Origin of the sequence: Gluconacetobacter dulcium (assembly GCF_014174165.1) — a bacterium.
Lineage (GTDB): Bacteria > Pseudomonadota > Alphaproteobacteria > Acetobacterales > Acetobacteraceae > Gluconacetobacter > Gluconacetobacter dulcium.
The window spans coordinates 31,203-48,390 of record NZ_JABEQN010000001.1 but is presented as its reverse complement, the minus strand read 5'-3'; the positions used below and the strand labels follow the sequence as shown (position 1 = coordinate 48,390).

General features: G+C 63.0%; 14 protein-coding genes, 1 tRNA gene and 1 riboswitch. Of the genes, 5 read left to right on the top strand and 10 right to left on the bottom strand.

Annotated features, from left to right (window positions below):
- Positions 1–11 precede the first annotated feature (11 nt).
- Positions 12–2,135, bottom strand: a complete 2,124-nt coding sequence (locus HLH25_RS00225) for a M3 family metallopeptidase (RefSeq protein ID WP_182972156.1) — start codon at positions 2,133–2,135, stop codon at positions 12–14.
- 507 nt (positions 2,136–2,642) lie between these two features.
- Here HLH25_RS00225 and HLH25_RS00220 point away from each other — a divergent pair.
- On the top strand, positions 2,643–4,793 hold the full coding sequence (locus HLH25_RS00220; RefSeq protein ID WP_310889037.1) for a TonB-dependent receptor: 2,151 nt from the start codon (positions 2,643–2,645) through the stop codon (positions 4,791–4,793).
- Between the two features lie 24 nt (positions 4,794–4,817).
- On the opposite strand, the gene HLH25_RS00215 is transcribed toward HLH25_RS00220, so the two are convergent.
- The 4 genes from HLH25_RS00215 to metZ are packed head-to-tail and all read right to left on the bottom strand — an operon-like array spanning position 4,818 to position 8,087.
- A complete protein-coding gene (locus HLH25_RS00215) occupies positions 4,818–5,717 on the bottom strand; it encodes a dihydrodipicolinate synthase family protein (RefSeq protein ID WP_182972155.1) in 900 nt (299 codons plus the stop codon).
- 28 nt (positions 5,718–5,745) lie between these two features.
- Positions 5,746–6,354 (bottom strand): GTP cyclohydrolase I FolE, encoded by a 609-nt coding sequence (folE, locus tag HLH25_RS00210; protein ID WP_182972397.1) that lies wholly within the window; start codon positions 6,352–6,354, stop codon positions 5,746–5,748.
- A gap of 44 nt (positions 6,355–6,398) precedes the next feature.
- Positions 6,399–6,875, bottom strand: coding sequence for a Co2+/Mg2+ efflux protein ApaG (gene apaG, locus HLH25_RS00205; protein WP_182972154.1), 477 nt, complete (start codon positions 6,873–6,875; stop codon positions 6,399–6,401).
- Positions 6,876–6,893: 18 nt separating this feature from the next.
- A complete protein-coding gene (gene metZ, locus HLH25_RS00200) occupies positions 6,894–8,087 on the bottom strand; it encodes an O-succinylhomoserine sulfhydrylase (RefSeq protein ID WP_182972153.1) in 1,194 nt (397 codons plus the stop codon).
- Positions 8,088–8,209: 122 nt separating this feature from the next.
- A riboswitch (SAM riboswitch) is annotated at positions 8,210–8,290 on the bottom strand.
- Between the two features lie 137 nt (positions 8,291–8,427).
- On the opposite strand from metZ, the gene HLH25_RS00195 reads away from it, so the two are divergent.
- Positions 8,428–8,501 (top strand) — tRNA-Gly (locus tag HLH25_RS00195).
- Positions 8,502–8,598: 97 nt separating this feature from the next.
- Here HLH25_RS00195 and HLH25_RS00190 read toward each other — a convergent pair.
- The 4 genes from HLH25_RS00190 to HLH25_RS00175 are packed head-to-tail and all read right to left on the bottom strand — an operon-like array spanning position 8,599 to position 14,264.
- On the bottom strand, positions 8,599–9,540 hold the full coding sequence (locus HLH25_RS00190) for an isoaspartyl peptidase/L-asparaginase family protein (protein ID WP_182972152.1): 942 nt from the start codon (positions 9,538–9,540) through the stop codon (positions 8,599–8,601).
- Complete coding sequence (locus HLH25_RS00185) at positions 9,537–10,454, bottom strand: polysaccharide deacetylase family protein (protein WP_246400710.1); 918 nt, start codon at positions 10,452–10,454, stop codon at positions 9,537–9,539. The genes HLH25_RS00190 and HLH25_RS00185 overlap by 4 nt, the downstream gene beginning before the upstream one ends.
- Positions 10,451–11,920 (bottom strand): peptide MFS transporter, encoded by a 1,470-nt coding sequence (locus tag HLH25_RS00180; RefSeq protein WP_182972151.1) that lies wholly within the window; start codon positions 11,918–11,920, stop codon positions 10,451–10,453. The genes HLH25_RS00185 and HLH25_RS00180 overlap by 4 nt, the downstream gene beginning before the upstream one ends.
- Before the next feature lie 4 nt (positions 11,921–11,924).
- A complete protein-coding gene (locus tag HLH25_RS00175) occupies positions 11,925–14,264 on the bottom strand; it encodes a TonB-dependent receptor domain-containing protein (protein WP_246400708.1) in 2,340 nt (779 codons plus the stop codon).
- A gap of 347 nt (positions 14,265–14,611) precedes the next feature.
- On the opposite strand from HLH25_RS00175, the gene HLH25_RS00170 reads away from it, so the two are divergent.
- Complete coding sequence (locus tag HLH25_RS00170) at positions 14,612–15,538, top strand: GntR family transcriptional regulator (RefSeq protein WP_182972150.1); 927 nt, start codon at positions 14,612–14,614, stop codon at positions 15,536–15,538.
- Positions 15,539–15,562: 24 nt separating this feature from the next.
- Entirely contained in the window at positions 15,563–16,258 is a 696-nt protein-coding gene (locus HLH25_RS00165) for a creatininase family protein (protein ID WP_182972149.1), read from the top strand.
- Positions 16,259–16,291: 33 nt separating this feature from the next.
- On the opposite strand, the gene HLH25_RS00160 is transcribed toward HLH25_RS00165, so the two are convergent.
- Positions 16,292–16,867, bottom strand: a complete 576-nt coding sequence (locus tag HLH25_RS00160; protein ID WP_182972148.1) for a hypothetical protein — start codon at positions 16,865–16,867, stop codon at positions 16,292–16,294.
- 96 nt (positions 16,868–16,963) lie between these two features.
- Between HLH25_RS00160 and HLH25_RS00155 the strand changes: the two genes are divergently transcribed.
- The gene (locus HLH25_RS00155) at positions 16,964–17,182 is read left to right on the top strand and encodes a DUF1653 domain-containing protein (protein ID WP_114726559.1); all 219 of its coding nucleotides are present in this window, start codon (positions 16,964–16,966) and stop codon (positions 17,180–17,182) included.
- Positions 17,183–17,188 lie beyond the last annotated feature (6 nt).

The following is a 17,188-nucleotide window of genomic DNA, read 5'->3' as shown; positions in this document are numbered from 1 at the left end:
GTGGGGTGGGGTCAGTTCGGGTCGGTGCCCAGGATGCGGTGGTTCAGCATGGGGGTGATGTCGGGGGCCTTGCCGTAGAAGGCGCGGAACATCGGGCCGTAATCCTGCGTGTGGCCCTGGGAAAGGATCAGGTCGCGGAAATGCTGGCCGTTTTCGCGGGTGAGGCCGCCATGTTCGCGGAACCAGGCGAAGGAATCGTCGGCCAGCATCTGCGTCCACAGATAGGCGTAGTAGCCGGCGGAATAGCCGTTGGACCAGATGTGCAGGAAGTAGCTGGTGCGGTAGCGGGTGGGCACGAGGGCGGTGTTGAGGCCGGTCTTGTCCAGTGCCGCTTTTTCGAAGGCATCGACATCCTGCTGCGGGGCGCTGGCGGGGAGGGCGTGCCAGGCCATGTCGAGCTGGGCCGCCGCGATGAGTTCGCCCATATTGTAGCCGCGATTGAAGGTGGCGGCTTTCTTGATCTTGTCGACGAGCGCCTGCGGCATCGCGGCGCCGGTCTTGTAGTGGCGGGCGTAGTGGGCGAAGACGGTCGGGTCGAGCGCCCAGTGCTCGTTGAACTGCGAGGGAAATTCGACGAAGTCGCGCGCGACCTGGGTGCCTGAGACCATCGGGTAGGTCTGGTTGGCGAACAGGCCGTGCAGGGCGTGGCCGAATTCGTGGAACATGGTGACCACGTCTTCGAAACTGATCAGGTCGGGCTGGCCGGCCGCCGGCTTGGCGAAATTGGCGACGTTATAGATGACCGGCTTCGTGCCCAGCAGCCTGGACTGGCCGACGAAGTTCGACATCCACGCGCCGCCATTCTTGTTGTCGCGCTTGAAATAATCGAAATACATCAGTCCGAGCGTCGAGCCGTCCTTGTCGAAGACTTCGAACACCATCATGTCGGGGTTGTAGACGGGGATGTCGGTCCGCTGTTTGAAGGTGATGCCGTAGAGCTGGGTGGCCGCGAAGAAGACGCCGTCGCGCAGGACCGTGTTGAGCTCGAAATAAGGCTTCACCTGATTTTCGTCGAGGGCGTAATCCTGTTTGCGCACCTGCTCGGCGTAATGCATCCAGTCCCAGGGCTGCAGGGTGAAGGTCTGGCCGTCCTTGCGGATGGTTTCCTGGATGCGGGCGGCTTCGCGGTCCTGCTGCGTGCGGGTGGCCGGAGCCAGTTCGGCGATGAAATGCTGCACGGCGGCCGGTGTGTCGGCCATCTGGTCGTACAGCACGTAGGATGCGAAATCCGGATAGCCGAACAGGGCGGCTTTCTGCGCCCGGGCGTGGGCCAGGGTTGCGATCGTGGCGCGGGTGTCGTTGGCGTCGCCCTTTTCGGCGCGCGTCCAGCTCTGCTTGAACAGGGCCTCGCGCGTGGCGCGATCGGTCATGTCCGTGAGGTCGGGCTGCTGCGTCGTGTTTTGCAGCGGGATGACCCATTTGCCCGGCAGCTTGCGGTCGGCGGCATTTTTCGCGAAGGCGGTGATGCTGCCGTCATCCAGGCCGGCGAGGGCGGCCTTGTTGTCGACGACCAGCGCGCCGTCGCGCGTGGCGGCCAGCAGTTTTTGCTGGAACGCCGTTTCCAGCGTGGAGATCTGCGTATTCAGGGCGCGCAGCCTGACCTGGTCGGCGGGAGAGAGCTTCGCGCCGGCATGGACGAACTGCTGGTAATAGAGCGTGAGGACCTGTGCCTGTTCCGGAGTCAGGTCCAGATGCGCGCGGTCGTTGTACAGGGTCTCGACACGTTTGAAGAGTTTCGCGTCGAGATAGATCGAATCCTGATGTTGCGAGAGCAGCGGGGCGATGTCGCTCTGGGTCTTGTCCAGGGTCGGGTTGGTGTTGGCCTGATAGACGCCATAGAAGGTCAGCGACACGCGATCGAGCATGCGGCCCGAGCGTTCCATCGCCGCGATCGTGTTGTCGAAGGTCGGGGCGGCGTGGTTGTTCGCGATCCGGCGCATTTCGCCTTTCTGGATCGCCATGGCCTGGAGGAAGGCCGGCTTGTAGTCGCTGTCATGGATCACGTCGAAACGCGGTGCCTGGAGCGGAAGCGTGCTGGGACTTGCAAACGGATTGGGTGCGGCCATTGCGGCACCGGAAAGACCGGCGAGGGCGGTCGTGGCGACCAGCGCGCCGAAGCGGAAAAATCGTGTCATTCGGTGAACCCTTGGAACCCAGGCGGCGCCGGACGGTACCGCTGGCGGAAGCCGGATGATCCGGCCGATGGGTATTTATAGGCAGGCTGGGCCGGTGTGGGAACCCGCGCGGGGTGGCAGGCGCGGGCTTGTTTGGTAGTGCTATCTAATATAGCATATTGCATATTTTGGTTCGATACGATTGCGTGTCGCGTGGCGTTCCGTTGCTCTGGTCTTCGGCCGGAGCCGCGTTCGTTCCATGAGGTCCCTTGGGTTGTTTTTGGAATGTCTTCTGGAGGACGCATGTTTCTGATATCTCGCCCTGTATATAGCAAATGCTATAATTATGAGTGTATGCGTTTTCGTGGTAGGTCGGGAGGCGCGCGTCTCCGGCTGTGTGCGGGAGGGTGGCGGGCCGTCCTTGCCTGTCTGGTGGTCGGAACGGGTTTGCCGGGCAAGGGCAACGCATCGGCGGTGCCGGCGAAGGGAATTACTCCTGCTGCGGTGGATACGACGCGGAGAGGAGATGTGCGGCAGAATGTCGCCGATGCCGCGCCGGAACGCTCTGCGAAGAGTGTGCGGGGCCATGGCGCCGGAGAGGCGCGGGTTGCCGCGTCGGCACCGCCGGACGGTGGTGAGAGGGTCAATGTCGTAGGGTACCTCAATCGGGAGCGTGTCCGCATCTTCCCTGGGTTGGGGGCCGTCGATTACAGGATCGATCAGCGCCAGATCGCGGCCACGCCCCAGGGGCAGAATGCGGCGTTCAATCAGATCCTGTTGCGTGTGCCGGGCGTCGTGCTGGACAGTTACGGAGAGGTGCATGTGCGCGGCGAGCATGGTGGCCTGACCTATCGCGTCAATGGCGTGCTGCTGCCGGAAGGGCTCAACGGGTTCGGGCAGGAACTGGATACCCGTATCATCCAGTCGCTCGACCTGTTGACCGGCACGCTGCCTGCGCAGTTCGGCTTTCGCACCGCCGGGATTGTGGATGTCACGACCAAGACCGGCGAGAGTCTGAAGCATAATCAGGTTTCGCTTTACGGGGGGAGTTACGACAGCTTCGTTCCGTCGCTCCAGCTCGGTGGGCAGAGCGGCAGGCTGGACTATTTCACGACGCTGTCGTTTACGCGCAATGCGATCGGGATTGAAAACCCGAGTGACACGTTTCGCGCTGTTCATGATGTGACCGAGCAGGAAAAGGCTTTTTCCTATCTGTCCTACCATATCGACGAGGCCAGCCGGGTGACGCTGTTGACCAGCGCGTCCTATGCCGATTTCGAGATTCCGAATTCGTTCAAGACGTTCGATGTGAACAGTCCCGATTACACGACCATTTATGATGTGGCCGGCGTGGATCGGCACGATCCGGCCATGAACTGGGCCAAACTGGATGACAGCCAGACGGAGCAGAATTATTACGCGGTGCTCTCCTATCAACGGAGCACGGACAAGTTGAATGTCCAGGTATCGCCGTATTTTCGGTATGGCCGTATAGATTATACGCCGGATCGGGATCGTGACCTGATTTATCAGGGGGTTTCGGAACATGAGGTCAATGACTTCACGACCGGCGGCATGCAGTTCGATCTGTCTTACGAGATCGCACCCCGTCACACCGTGAGGGCAGGCGTTCTGGGGCAATATACGTCCGAACGGCTGGATACGAATACGCTTGCCTTTCCCGTCGATGCGCGGGGGGCGCAGGCTTCCGACGTACCGGTGCGCCTGATCGACAATACGGGGAACTGGTCGGTGGAGGCCGGGGCGTATATTCAGGACGAGTACAAGATTGCCCGTAACCTGACATTCAATTACGGGATTCGCTACGACCGGTTTGCGTCGTCCTTCTGCAATGAAGGCCAGTTGAGCCCGCGTGCGAACATGGTCTGGAAGCCGGCTGACGGTACGACCCTGCATATTGGTTATTCGCGCTATTTCGCGCCGCCTTCGCCGCAATATGTCTATCCCTCGACGCTGGCGCGTTTCGCGGGGACGACCAATGCGGCGGCGAACAGGATCGACGATGCGACGAAAGTTGAAAAATCGCATTATGTGGACGGGGGCATTCTTCAGAAGATCACGCCGGACTTTCAGATCACGCTCGATGCCTATGCCAAATGGGCGCATGACCTGACCGACCTTGGGCAGTTCGGTCGCGCGGTGATCCTGGCGCCGTTCAGCTACAGGCGCGGGCGTGTCTATGGCGCGGAATTCGGGAGTTCATGGCGGCATGGTCCGTGGTCGGTGTTCGGGAATTTCTCTTATGTGAAAACATCCGCGCGGGACATCAATTCGGCGCAATACCAGTTCGATATGGCGGAACTGGCTTACATCCAACGCCACGCGATCCAGCTGGATCATCAGGGGGAGTATACGGCGACGGCCGGTGCCTCGTGGACCACGGCGCATGACATGGCTTACGTTGATTTCGTATATGGCTACGGCCTGCGCAGCGGCTTCGCAAACCTTGAGAAGGAGCCGGAATACGACGTGTTCAATATCGGCTACGAACATCGTTTCACGAAGGTGCCGTTCGGGCATGACATCAGGGTTCGTGCCGATGTCGTCAATCTGTTCGACAAGCGCTACCAGCTTCGGAACGGGAGCGGTGTCGGGATCTATCAGGCGCAATACGGGCAGCGGCGGGGCACGTATTTTTCGGTCGTTACGGAATTCTGATCTTTTCCGACGGCAGAATGGCCCTCAGGGCGTGTTTTCGCAGCACGCGCGGAGGGCCTCGGCCACACGCTGCTGGTCGGGTTCGGGCAGGGGAAGGATCGGCCTGGGCGGCGTGGCCTCGGACAGTCCCAGGTGATTGAGTGCGGCGTAGGCGACGCGGAGGCTGCCGAACGCACGGAAAAGCGCCCATAATGGCCGGAGTTTCTGGCTGTAATGCAGAACCGTGGCGTGGTCGCCGTTTTGCGCGGCGGTGGTCAGGGTGCGCGCCAGGTGCGGCAGAAAGCCGCCAAGGACGCTGAACCAGCCGTCGTACCCCGCCAGCAGGGCTTCGGCGGCGATCCAGTCGCCGCTACAGCCGATCGCCAGTTTGCTCACCGGGCCGGCCCGGAGCCGGGAGAGTTCGTCGGCGAGGGTGCCTTCGGGCGGGGGCGGCATCTTGACCGCGGCGATGTTGGGGACGTCCGCCAGTCGTTCGAGCAGTTCCATGCCGAAGGTGAAATGGGTGGTGCTGGGGTTGTTGTAGATGCACAGCTTCAGACGGGTGGCGCCGGCGATCGCCACATAGTGCTGGTATGCCTCTTCCTGCGTCAGGGGCGTGTAGGAAACCGGAGCCATGAGCAGGCCGTCGGCGCCTTCGGCCTCGGCGTCGCGCGCGAGGGCCTGGGCGTCGTCGGTGCGCAATGTACCGATGCCCACAATCAGAGGCGTGCGGCCGCCGACGCTTTCGACCGCGGCAACGATGGCCCGGCGCCGTTCGGCGCGCGTGAGATAGGCATAGGTGCCGGTGCTGCCGAGCAGGCCGATGGAATCGACACCGGCCGCCGAGAGATACGCCGTCAGGCGGGCGACGCCTTCGACATCCACGGTTCCGTGCGCGTCGGCCGGTGTGATCGGGAAGGCGGACAGGCCGTGGAAGATCGACATGCGCGGACTCGGTGTCGGAGAGGGGATATTACAGGTGGGCTGTGGCGACCGACGGGCGGTTGAGCATGGACATCAGCTCGCGCCTTGTATCGGAATTGCTGCGGAAGACGCCCAGCATGCGGCTGGTGACCATCGAGACGCCGGGACGGTGGACGCCGCGCGTGGTCATGCACTGGTGGCCGGCTTCCAGGATCACGGCGACACCGTGCGGTTGCAGTACGTCGTTGATCGTGTTGGCGATCTGTGCCGTCAGGCGTTCCTGGATTTGCAGACGGCGAGCGAAGGCATCGACGACGCGGGCCAGTTTTGAGATGCCGACCACCCGCTTGCTGGGCAGGTAGGCGACATGGGCGACGCCGATGATCGGCACCATATGGTGTTCGCAATGGCTTTCGAAGCGGATGTCGCGCAGCAGGACGATCTCGTCGTAATCATCGACCTCGGAGAAGGTGCGCGACAGGATGGCTGACGGGTCCTCGCCATAGCCTTCGAAGAATTCCTCGTAGGAGCGGACGACTCGGCCGGGCGTGTCGAGCAGGCCTTCGCGCGACGGGTCCTCGCCTGCCCAGCGCAGCAGGGTGCGGATCGCATCTTCCGCCTCCTCGCGGGAGGGGCGCAGAAGGGGGGGCTGGGACATTTCGGTCATGAATCCTGTCTTCGGGGCGAAGCGTGCGCGGCGCGTTAGTGGATGATGGTGGGGTGGTAGGGGCAATCCAGGCTGAAGGGGGGGACCTGGACGTCGAACGGCTGGTGCGAGCGGGCGTCGATCATGTGGTAGCGGCCGCGCATGAAGCCGGTGGGCGTCTGCAAGCCGGTGCCCGACGTGTATTCGAAGACCTGGCCGGGTTCCAGCACCGGCTGTTCGCCGACCACGCCGTCGCCGTGGACATGCTCCATCCGGCCGGTGCCGTCCATGATTTCCCATGTGCGGCGCAGGAGCTGGACCGTCTCGCCGCCCAGATTCTCGATCCGGATGCGGTAGGCCCAGGCGAAGCGGTGTTCCTCGGGCGTGGACTGGTCGTCCAGCCAGAAGGTCTGCACGACTACGCGGATCGCGTTGGTGGTCGCCTCGTAACAGGGGGCGCCTTCCATGGCCTCCGCCAGAGCGGCATCCGGGTCCGGGGGCATTCCCGGCGGTGGCGGTCTGTCAATGGCCATGGCGTGCTTCCCGTTGGTTCAGCGCGACCGCAGGGCCGCGAGGCCGCGATCGAGGTCGTCTTTCAGGTCGGCGATATCTTCCAGGCCGACGGAGAAGCGGATCGCGCCGTCGCTGATGCCCAGACGCGCGCGTTCCTCGGGGCCGATCTTCATGTGCGTGGTGGTGGCCGGGTGGGTGACCATCGAGCGGGCGTCGCCCAGATTGTTGGAGATCGCGATCAGGCGCAGGGCGTTCATGAAGGCGAAGGCGCCTTCCTTGCCGCCCGCGACCTCGAACGCCACCAGCGTGGAGGCGTCGCTCATCTGGCGTCTGGCCAGTTCGTATTGCGGGTGGTCGGTGCGGCCGGGGTAGAAGACGCGGGTCACGCCCTCGGCGGCGGCCAGATGGTCGGCGGCGGCGGCGGCGTTCTCGGTCATCGCGCGTACGCGCAGCGGCAGCGTTTCCAGGCCCTTCAGCATCACCCACGCGTTGAACGGCGACAGGGCGTTGCCGGTGTTGCGGGTGAAGGGTTGCAGCGTTTCGGTGATCCAGTCGCGGCGGCCCAGCACCGCGCCGCCCAGCACGCGGCCCTGGCCGTCGATATGCTTGGTGCAGGAATAGACGACCACGTCGGCGCCCAGTTCCAGCGGCTTCTGGTAGAGCGGGGTGGCGAAGACGTTATCGACCACCACCAGCGCGCCGGCCTTGTGTGCGAGGTCGGAGATTGCCCGGATATCCAGGATGTCGAGCATCGGGTTGGACGGGCTTTCCAGCAGCACCGCCGCCGTCGGGCGGGAGAGGGCGGCGGCCCAGGCATCCAGGTCGTGCCCGTCGACGAATTCGGTTTCGACGCCGTAGCGCGGCAGCAGGTTGGCGACGATCCAGTGGCAGGAGCCGAACAGGGCGCGCGACGCCACGACCCGGTCGCCGGCCCTGACGTGCGACAGCAGGGCCGAGGAGACGGCGCCCATGCCGGTGGAGGTCGCGATGCAGGCCTCGGCGCCCTCGAGGTCCGCCAGGCGGGATTCCAGCGCCGCGACGGTGGGGTTGCCGAAGCGGCTGTACTGGTAATGGACGACATCGCCGGTGAAGGTGGCCTCGGCTTGCTCGGCATTGTCGTAGACGAAGCCGGAGGTGAGGAACATCGCCTCGCTCGTCTCGCCGAAGGGCGTGCGCTCGACGCCCGCATGCAGCAGGCGGGTGGCGGGGCGGTAGGTGGAGTCGTTGCTCATCGTCAGTTCCCGGAACAAAACCGTCAGGAGGCCGAGGCTGGGAGCGTCTGGGTGACGAACCGGTTCCATGGCCCCGCGTCCTGACGCGGCAATCCGACCGTGGAAACCGTGACGCCCGCGGAGTCTGGCGGTGTCAGGCCTCTTTAGCGCGTCTGTTTAACCTCGTCGCAAGCCGGCCGATCCAAATCCCGAGGGTCCGTTGGTCCCATGGGGGCTATCGGACGACAGGGTTATTGCGGATCGGGGGGGCGCTCGTCAACCATAGTGGGGCGGCGGCAGTTGTGGAGCAACTCAGCGGATTGCGTCGGGACGTGCGGTGAGGTATAGGGCTGGACGCGACGCGGGTGTAGTTCAATGGTAGAACGGCAGCTTCCCAAGCTGCATACGAGGGTTCGATTCCCTTCACCCGCTCCAGAATCTCTGAAAAAATACGCGCTGATACAGTCATCTTTCTGTTTTCTGTGCGCGGCCCGTCCGGGTCCCTCCGCTTCGATGCAGTCGGGCTTGCGGCTCAGTCCTTGTGGGTGGCGACGAAGAGTGTGCCGTTGGCGTCGATCCAGCCGCGAAACATGCCTTCGGTATTGAATTCCGCGCTGATCGTACCCGCCTGGTCGATGGCGATGATGCCGCCGCCGATTCCATGTGGCGTGAAGGCCTCCTTCAGGATTGCGCTGGTGACGTCGGCGAGCGGGCGGTGCTCGTAACGCATTCGCGCCGCGATTTCGTGTGCCACGACATGGCGGATGAACTGTTCGCCCTGTCCGGTGCAGGATACGGCGCAGACGCCGTTCCGTGCGTAGGTGCCGGCGCCGATGATGGCGCTGTCGCCCACACGGCCGACCGCCTTGTTGGTAAAGCCGCCGGTGGATGTGGCGGCTGCCAGATTCCCGTTGCAATCCAGTGCGACCGCGCCGACCGTGCCGTGCTTCTCGCTTTCGCTGGCGAAGGTGCCCAGCCGATCGTGCGCGCGCATTGTTGCCAGGGCTTCTGCCCGGCGCGGCGTGGTGAAATAGGATTGGGGCATTGTTTCCAGCCCGTGGGCTGCGGCGTACGCGTCGGCGGCCGGGCCGGCGAGCATCATGGGAATCTTCTGCTCCATGAGTTGTCGGGCCAGGCGCACAGGGTTTCGTACCGCCTGGGCGCCCGCGACGGCGCCTGCCTGAGCAGTTGCCCCGTCCATGATCGAAGCATCCAGTTCATGTTGTCCGGCGGCGTTCAGCGCGGCGCCGTGCCCGGCGTTGAAATGCGGGGAATCCTCCAGGACCGTCACGCAGGATTCGACGGCCGAAACGGCGGAGCCGCCTTCGGACAGAATCGTATATCCGGCTTCAAGAGCCTTGCGGATGTCTGCGCGTGCGTTGGTCCATTCCGCCTCGGACAGGAGGGCGCGGGACATGACGCCGCACCCGCCATGGAGGGCGATGACGGGGCGGCGGGGCGATGTCGTGGTCATGATGTCTTTCCGTTCGATTGGGCCATGCACCAGGTGGCCACTTGCTCGTGTGTGGCGAACCAGACATCGCCTTTCCGCCGGGCGGCTTCGAGCAAGGAGGCGATGACGCCTATGCGGCTACGGTGGCCGCTGATGTGTGGGTGCAGCGTCAGCAGAAACAGGCCGCCTTCGTCATGAGCGCCCTGGAATTCGGCCATGAAGATGTCCAGCACATCGCGCGGGGCCGTGTATGGGCGCAAGGCCGAGAAGCGGTCGAAGTTGAAATAGACGGCGTCGTCCCTGATCCATTCGGGCGGCAATTCGGCGACGCCGGTGGCTTCTCCGTCCTGCATCAGTTCGTAGGGATCGTCATCGGCCATCAGGCTGCTATCGTACAGCAGGCCCATCTGGCGGATGATGGGCAGGGTAGCGACCGAGAAATCCCAGCTTGCCGTGCGGATGCCGACGACCGGGCTGCGGCTGATATCCTGCAGTACATCGCGCGCGCGCGATGTCAGATCCATCTCGGTTTCGGCGTCTAGGTGGGTATTGCGCTCGTGAATCCATGAATGGATACCGATTTCATGCCCGTCGGCGACGATGCCGCGCAATTCCTCGGGGTAGAGGAGGGCTGAAACGGCCGGGTAGAAAAAAGTTGCCGGAACCCCGTGGCGTTGCAGCAACGCTCGGATGCGTGGCACGCCGCGACGGTTGCCGTAATGGCCCTGGCTGATCCGCATCGGGCTTTCGTCGCCATCGCGGAGGGGGATCGTGTCGTGGTCCGCATCGAAAGAGATGGCGAAGGCGCAACGTGCGCCGCCCGGCCATGTCGCGGGATGCAGCGAGCGCCCGGCCCGGGCACGCCCGACGGCCGCGCGCCAGCGGCTTTCGGGCCATCGCCAAGGAGGGAGGGGTGCGTCGGGAGGCATTGTCATGGCAGGATTTCCGGAGGCGTTTCGTCGGTGGAGGGGGAGGTGAGAAGGGCACGGCGCCAATGTGCGTCCATCCTGCGGGCGAAGGGGATGAACAGCGCGGAGGCGAGTGCGACGATGGCCGCGAGTGCGGCGAGATTTCCGAACAGATGGGTATAGCCGGCGGTTGATGCTGTGCCGGTGCCTGCTGCTCCATAGGTGGCATCGGTGGCGACGAGGCTGCCGAGATAGCTCGCAAGGCCGCCGAGGACGGAAAAGCAGCCCATCAGTCGACCGACCGCATCGGGTGGCGCGTAGCGGGCGATGACGGCGAGGCCGAGGGCCGCGATCAGGAGTTCGCCCAGAGAGAACAGTGCATATCCCGCAACCATCCACCAAGGAGAGACCGGGCCAGCCGCTCCTGCCAGGGCGGCCGTGCGCCACAGGATGAAAGAGCCCGTCAGCAGCACGAAGCCGCACAAGAAGCGGATGGGAACGGAAATAGGGCGCCCTTTTCGCGCCGCGCTATGGTACAGCGCGGCAAGGCAGGGGGCGAAGATGAGGATCCAGAGATTGTTCAGCGACTGGAACTGGCCGGGCTGCACGATCCAGTCCATGCCCGCCATGTGGATGGTGCCCGCGACATGGTCGCGCGCGAAGCCGGTAAGGGACGTTGCGATCTGCTGATTGAACAGGAAGAACAGGATAGCTTCGGCCTGGAGGGCAAAGGACAGTTTGAGGCCCGCGCGCCAGGCCGGTGCCGCGCGCCGGTAAAGCACGATCCAGATCAGAAGAATGGCGGTGGCGGCGATCCAGATGCAGGTTCGGGCCAGGGTCGGGTAATGCAGCAGCGTGAACGCGGCGCCGATACCGGCGGCGAGCAGCAGCCACAGGCGGCGATCTGCCGCGCCGGTCGGGGCGGGCGTGGTGGCCGGCAGTGTCAGCGAGACGGCGAAGCCTGCCCAGAGCACGGCGGAGGAGACGCCGAAGCTCGCCCGCCAGCCGATATGCACGGCGAGGAAGGGGATGGCGAGGGCTGCGATCGTCGCCCCGATATTGATGGACATGTAATAGATGGTGAACACGATATCGAGCCGGTCATCGCCGTCGCTGAAGGCATGACGCAGCAGGCTGGTGATGTTGGGCTTGAAGATGCCGCCGCCGCAGACCAGGACGGCCAGTACGAGGGAGATGCCAGCCGCGCCGCCCACGCCGCTGGCTAGCCCGGTATAACCGGTGGCCAGAAGCGCGAGCGCCACCGCGACGGTGCGCCGGGCGCCCAGGATCCTGTCGCCAAGCCAGCCGCCCAGAACGGGTACGCCGAACATGAGGGCGCTGAACGCGCCCCACAGCATGATGGCGCCCTGTTCCGATAGGCCCATGGTTTTGACGAAATACAGGATCGAGACACTTTGCAGACCATAGAAACCGAACCGTTCGCACAGTTCGAGCGTCGCGATCCGCAGGAAGATGCGTCGGCGGGCTTCCATCACGTCAGAACTTGGCGCTGACGGAGCCGAAAAACTGGCGGGGGGAGCCTGCCAGCAGGGATTGGCGGTCGCCCTCCAGGGGGAAGCCCTGTTCACCCACCGTGGAGATGTATGGCGTGTTCAGTAGGTTGTAGACATCGAACGAGACCGAGAGGTCGCGGAAAATGCTCTGCTGGCCGAAGCTGTAGCGTGCGCCGATATTGGTCATCCAGAAGCCGGGTACACTGGTGTCGTTCGTGTAGCTGAGATAGCGCCGCGAGATGTAGTTTGCATCGAAATGCGCGGAGAGCCCGTGGTAGCTGTAGATCAGGCTCGTTTTATACATGAACTGGGGATAGGCGGGAACTTTCTTGCCTTGCAGGTGATAGAGCACGCCCGCGGAGGTGATGTTGTTGTCGTAGGTCGAGTGATTATAGCTGATGCTGTTGTCGATCGCGAGGTGGCGGACCGGACGGATCACGACGTCGGCATCTACGCCGTTCATGGTCACGCCGCCGAGATTGCCGACGGTCGAGGTTGGATTGACCAGCGAGCCGGAGGCCATGAGGCCCAGGCGGTTGGTGAAGTTGGAGCGGTAGGCGTCGACCGAGGCCGATGCGACCTTGCCGTAATAATGATAGCCGACGACGTAAGTCCAGTTCCGTTCAGGATGCAGTGTCCGGCGCGCGACGTCGAATGCCGCCTGGTTCTTGACGCCCCATAGCGAGGGCACGCTGCCTGACTGGTAGCCTTCGTAAGTGAAGGCGCGCATATTTTCGGCGACGTCGAAATAGATTTCGTGATTCTTGAGAAAATGCCAGTCGATGTTGACGTGCGGCAGGAATGCAGCCGACGAGGTGACGCTGCCGTTCGGCAACTGATCGACGTGGGTATAGGTGGTGTTGTTTTCGTTCGCGCCGCCGGCCGTTGTGACGACCAGCGACTTGAAACCACCCGTGATCGCGAGGCCGGGCAGGACGTGATACGTGTCGGTGAGGTGATACTGGACCGTGTTGGTGTTGAAACCCATTCCCCAGACTTGGGCGAACGGACCACCATAGGTGTTGAACGGACCGACGGCACCGATCGGAGCGCCCTGACCCAGAACGGGCTCGGAATAATAATATTTACCGATATTGTATGCGTTGTTCTCGAACCATACACCTGTGCGCAGAACGTTGTTTCCGTATGTGTGTGTCATCTCGGTTGTGAAGCCGAGGCGCCGGACCTGCTCGGGGATGGCCATGAACGACAGAGGAGCGCCAGTCGGCGAGGCGACGTAAGGGTTGGCCCAGGTCGAATATTCCTGACTGCCATGGCCGTAGAACAGGGTCTTCCAGCGGATATGATGGCCCATGTCGAAATCGAGCGTCAGGCCGCCCAGATAGTCGCGTTCGGCCTGTCCGCCATTGTAATAGGCGGCATCGGCGGGATCGGACAGCGACGCGAAGGACGCGGGGTAGATACCCTGGGCGGCCAGGTAGGCGGTGCGATAGTCGGGTGCGTAATTGTCCAGACGTTGGCCGACCTTGTGCAGCAGTTCGAGCGACAGGTCCTGATACTCGTACTGTGCGAGGTCGCTCCAGTTGAAAAAGGCCTTGATGCTGCTGTTGTCGCCGATCGGCTGGACGATCTTGGCGTTGACCTGCTGGGTGAACTGATCACCATAGCCCTTCCACTTGTCGCCATCGACGCGCATGTAGGAGATGTAGGCCTTCGTGCCGAAACGGGTAAATGTGCCAGTGTCGCCTTTTACATAAGTGCGATAGCTGTTGTAGCTGCCGAACATCTGAGAAATGATGCCGCCAGCCTTGTCGGCCGGATCGGCGGAGTAGAATTCCATCGCGCCGCCGAGTTCACTGGTCGATGGAAGTGTGACGTCTCCGCCGCCCTGGCTGAGATTCATGCGGGCGATATTGTCCTGCGTGATCGCCGAGTTGACGTCGAGGCCGTTATATTTGTTGTAAGACTGATCGCCGAGCGGAATGCCGTCGAGGGTGGCGCCGAGCTGGCTCTGGTTGAAGCCGCGTACGTAGAACGATTTGGAATAGATATCGAGACCGAGCGGATCGTTCGACACGAAGTTCGCACCCGTCAGGCTGCCAAGAATCTTGAGTGGGCTGGTGCCGGCGACGAATTTTTCCATGTCTTTGCGGGACACGTCGGTGATTGCGCTGTGGGCGGCCCGCAGGGCGGCGGTGACCATGACGCTTTCGTTCTTTGCCGCGGAATCGGTGTGTGGATGCTCCGAGCCGGCGTGCGGCTTCTGGCGAGGATGGGCATCCGGTGGCGTCGCGGCCAGGGCGGTCGAGGACAGCAGCATGAAGGCTGCGGCGCCGAGGGGGGTCATCTTTCTGGTGAACATATGCGTGCCTGCGTCTCCGTTGCGTCATGTCGGGTCGTCGAGTCCGCCGGCTGGTCATTCATTGACCGGAACGAACCGTTATCGGATTAAGCACACAATATGTTACTCTGCAATGATACAAGATGGACAAAATGGCCGATTTTAGCATCCTTGTATGTAACAAGTTTCCATTCTAATATGTCCGTGCAGATCGGGCCCAGTCGGAATGCCGTCGTGACGGCCCGGTTGTCGGCCGGCAACGGGGAGGATGGGTCATTCGACAGGACAGCGCCAACCTCGACGCGCGAGGGCAGGAAGAATTCGAGCGTCTGGACGTAACCCTTTTCCGGATCGACAGGACACTCGAGTTGCCCATTGGAACGCAACTCAAGGGGCAGATCGAATATGGTATCGGCCTGGGTGTCATCCGGCCGGGCCAGCGCTTGCCTCCGGTACGCGAACTGGCCGAGCGGCTGGGCATTTCTCCGGTGACGGTGGGGCAGGTCTATGCCGAACTCAAACGTGGTGGTGTGTTGCGCGGACGGACGGGGGCGGGGACTTTCGTTGCCGACCTGATGGCAGGATGGCCTACGCGCGGTGGACGCAGTTCGGAGATTCAGTCGTCCATCGATGCGCTGGTCACCCGTGCCCGAGCGCTGGGGTTGAGTACGAGCGAGGTTCTGGGTCTGGTCAGCGCGCGGATGGAGGGCGGTGGTCTGGGCGTGCCGCCACCATCGGTGATGGTCGTCGGCAATTTCATGCAGACCACGATTGCCTATTGTCGGCAGATGGAACGGCTGAGCGAAAGAAAAGTACGTTTTCTGCCGACGACCATCACGCAGTTGCAGACCAATCCTTCGGAACGGCAGCGTGTTGACTTGTGTCAGATGGCTGTGACATTTGCTCACCGGCGTGCGGAAGTCGCGCGTATGCTGCCCGGGTTGGGTGTGGCGGTCATCACCTTCATTCCGTCGATGGAGACTCGGATGAAGCTGGCGCAGATCGATCCGGGGAGTCGCGTTGTTCTCGTCGTCATCAATCCGGAATTTGCGGGGTCGATGAAAGCGGGGGTCGAGCAGTTCGCTCCCCATATCACGGAGCCTGCCGTCGTTCTGATTGATGCTCCGGAATGCCAGGACCTGATGAAGAATGCCGACGTGATTGTCTATGCGACCGGCGCGGATGATCTCGGCCTGAAATTTCCCGATGAATCGGTCTATTTCGAGTATCAGCACACGCCCAACCCCCATGATGTCAGCCGCCTGATCGCGGAACTGACCACACGGCGGCCATAAAGGGCGCATGTTACAGGAAGAATCATGAATTTACGCGAGATGAACTGGATGCAGGTCGAGGCCTATCTGGAGGAGGATGACCGCATCGTCGTTCCGCTCGGTTCGACCGAGCAGCATGCCTATCTAAGCCTGTTCACCGATGCGATCCTGGCCGAGCGTGTGGCGCTTGAAGCGTGTGCGCCACTGGGCGTACCGGTCTGCCCTGTCGTTCCGTATGGCATGACGCCGCGCTTTCTGGCCTATCCCGGTACGATCTCCCTTCGCAGTGAAACCTATCTTGCTCTCCTTGAGGACCTGCTCGCCAGTCTGCATGGCCAGGGATTTCGGCGTTTCGTGTTCGTGAACGGCCATGGGGGCAATAGCCCGATCTGGCCGGCGCTTTCCTTGTGGTTTGAAGAAAAACCTGATTGCAGAGCGTTGTTTCATGACTGGTGGCGGTCTTCAGAAACCTGGCGTCTCGTCATGGAGACCGATCCGGTGGCGATGCATGCGTCCTGGATGGAGAATTTTCCGTGGACGCGGATTGCCGGCATTGCCCAGCCCGACGGCGAAAAGCCGGCCATCAGGCCGGAGCAACTGCATGATGCGACGCCGGAAATGGCCCGGGACTGCCTCGGTGACGGTAATTTTGGCGGGCGTTACGAGCGTGCGGACGCTGAAATGCACGCCATATGGAGCGTGGCGGTTGAGGAGACGCGGCGGATCGTTGCGGCGGTCTGAACGTCGGCCAGCATCGGCGCCATGGCGGCAAAACTATTGTTGTTGCTGTCGCTCGGGATGTCGGGCCTGGAAGCGTTCGATGGATTGGCGCAGGTCGCTGTCTGACGCGGCAGGCATGGTGTCGTGGTAGGTGGTGCCGTTCCAGACCCAGCGGTCGGTACTGTCCACGATCAGGTCGCGCATGCCGCCGTGGCTGCGGCGGGACAGGGCGATCGGGCCGCTGACCGAATCCAGCACCTTGACCCAGTCCTTCCGGTCGCGCCGCAGATAGACCGAGGTGGCGCAGCCGGCCGAGCCGCAGAGATTGGCCGATTGCAATTGTACGAACAATGCCGTGTCTCCGGCGTGGGTCGAGAGCGGGGCGGAGCCGACCAGGACTACGGGGGTATCGCCCTTCTTTACGGCCGCTGCGAGGTCGGACTGGTTCAGGGTGCGGGCTGTCTGGTCCAGCGCGCCGCCGGGTTGCTGGGCCAGGATGACCGGGTCGCCGCTTTCGGTTGTGGCGGATGGCTGGTGGCGGGGAGCGGAGAGAGCGGCGGGCGCGTGGGCCAGCGCCATGGCGGCGGCCAGCGTGGCGAGGAGGCGGGTATGACGGGGTGGGCGAATCATGCGATGAGGTCCGTCGGTTCGCGGGCGGCCTTGTGGGCTGCCTGGGGAGAGGCTGGCTCCGGACCGCGATCCGGAGCCCCGTGAGGGTAGTAACGCATGAACGAGACCGAAAGGACACGGCCGGGTCTGTACCGTCATTATAAGGGCGGACTATACACCCTGATCTGTGTTGGCCGTCATTCCGAGACCGAGGAATGGCTGGTGACCTACCGCAGCGAGGCGCGTGGCGATTACTGGGTACGGCCGCTGGCCATGTGGGTTGAGGATGTGGCGGGAGTACCCCGTTTCAGCCCCGTTCATGGTGTGGAAGGCTGACGGGCG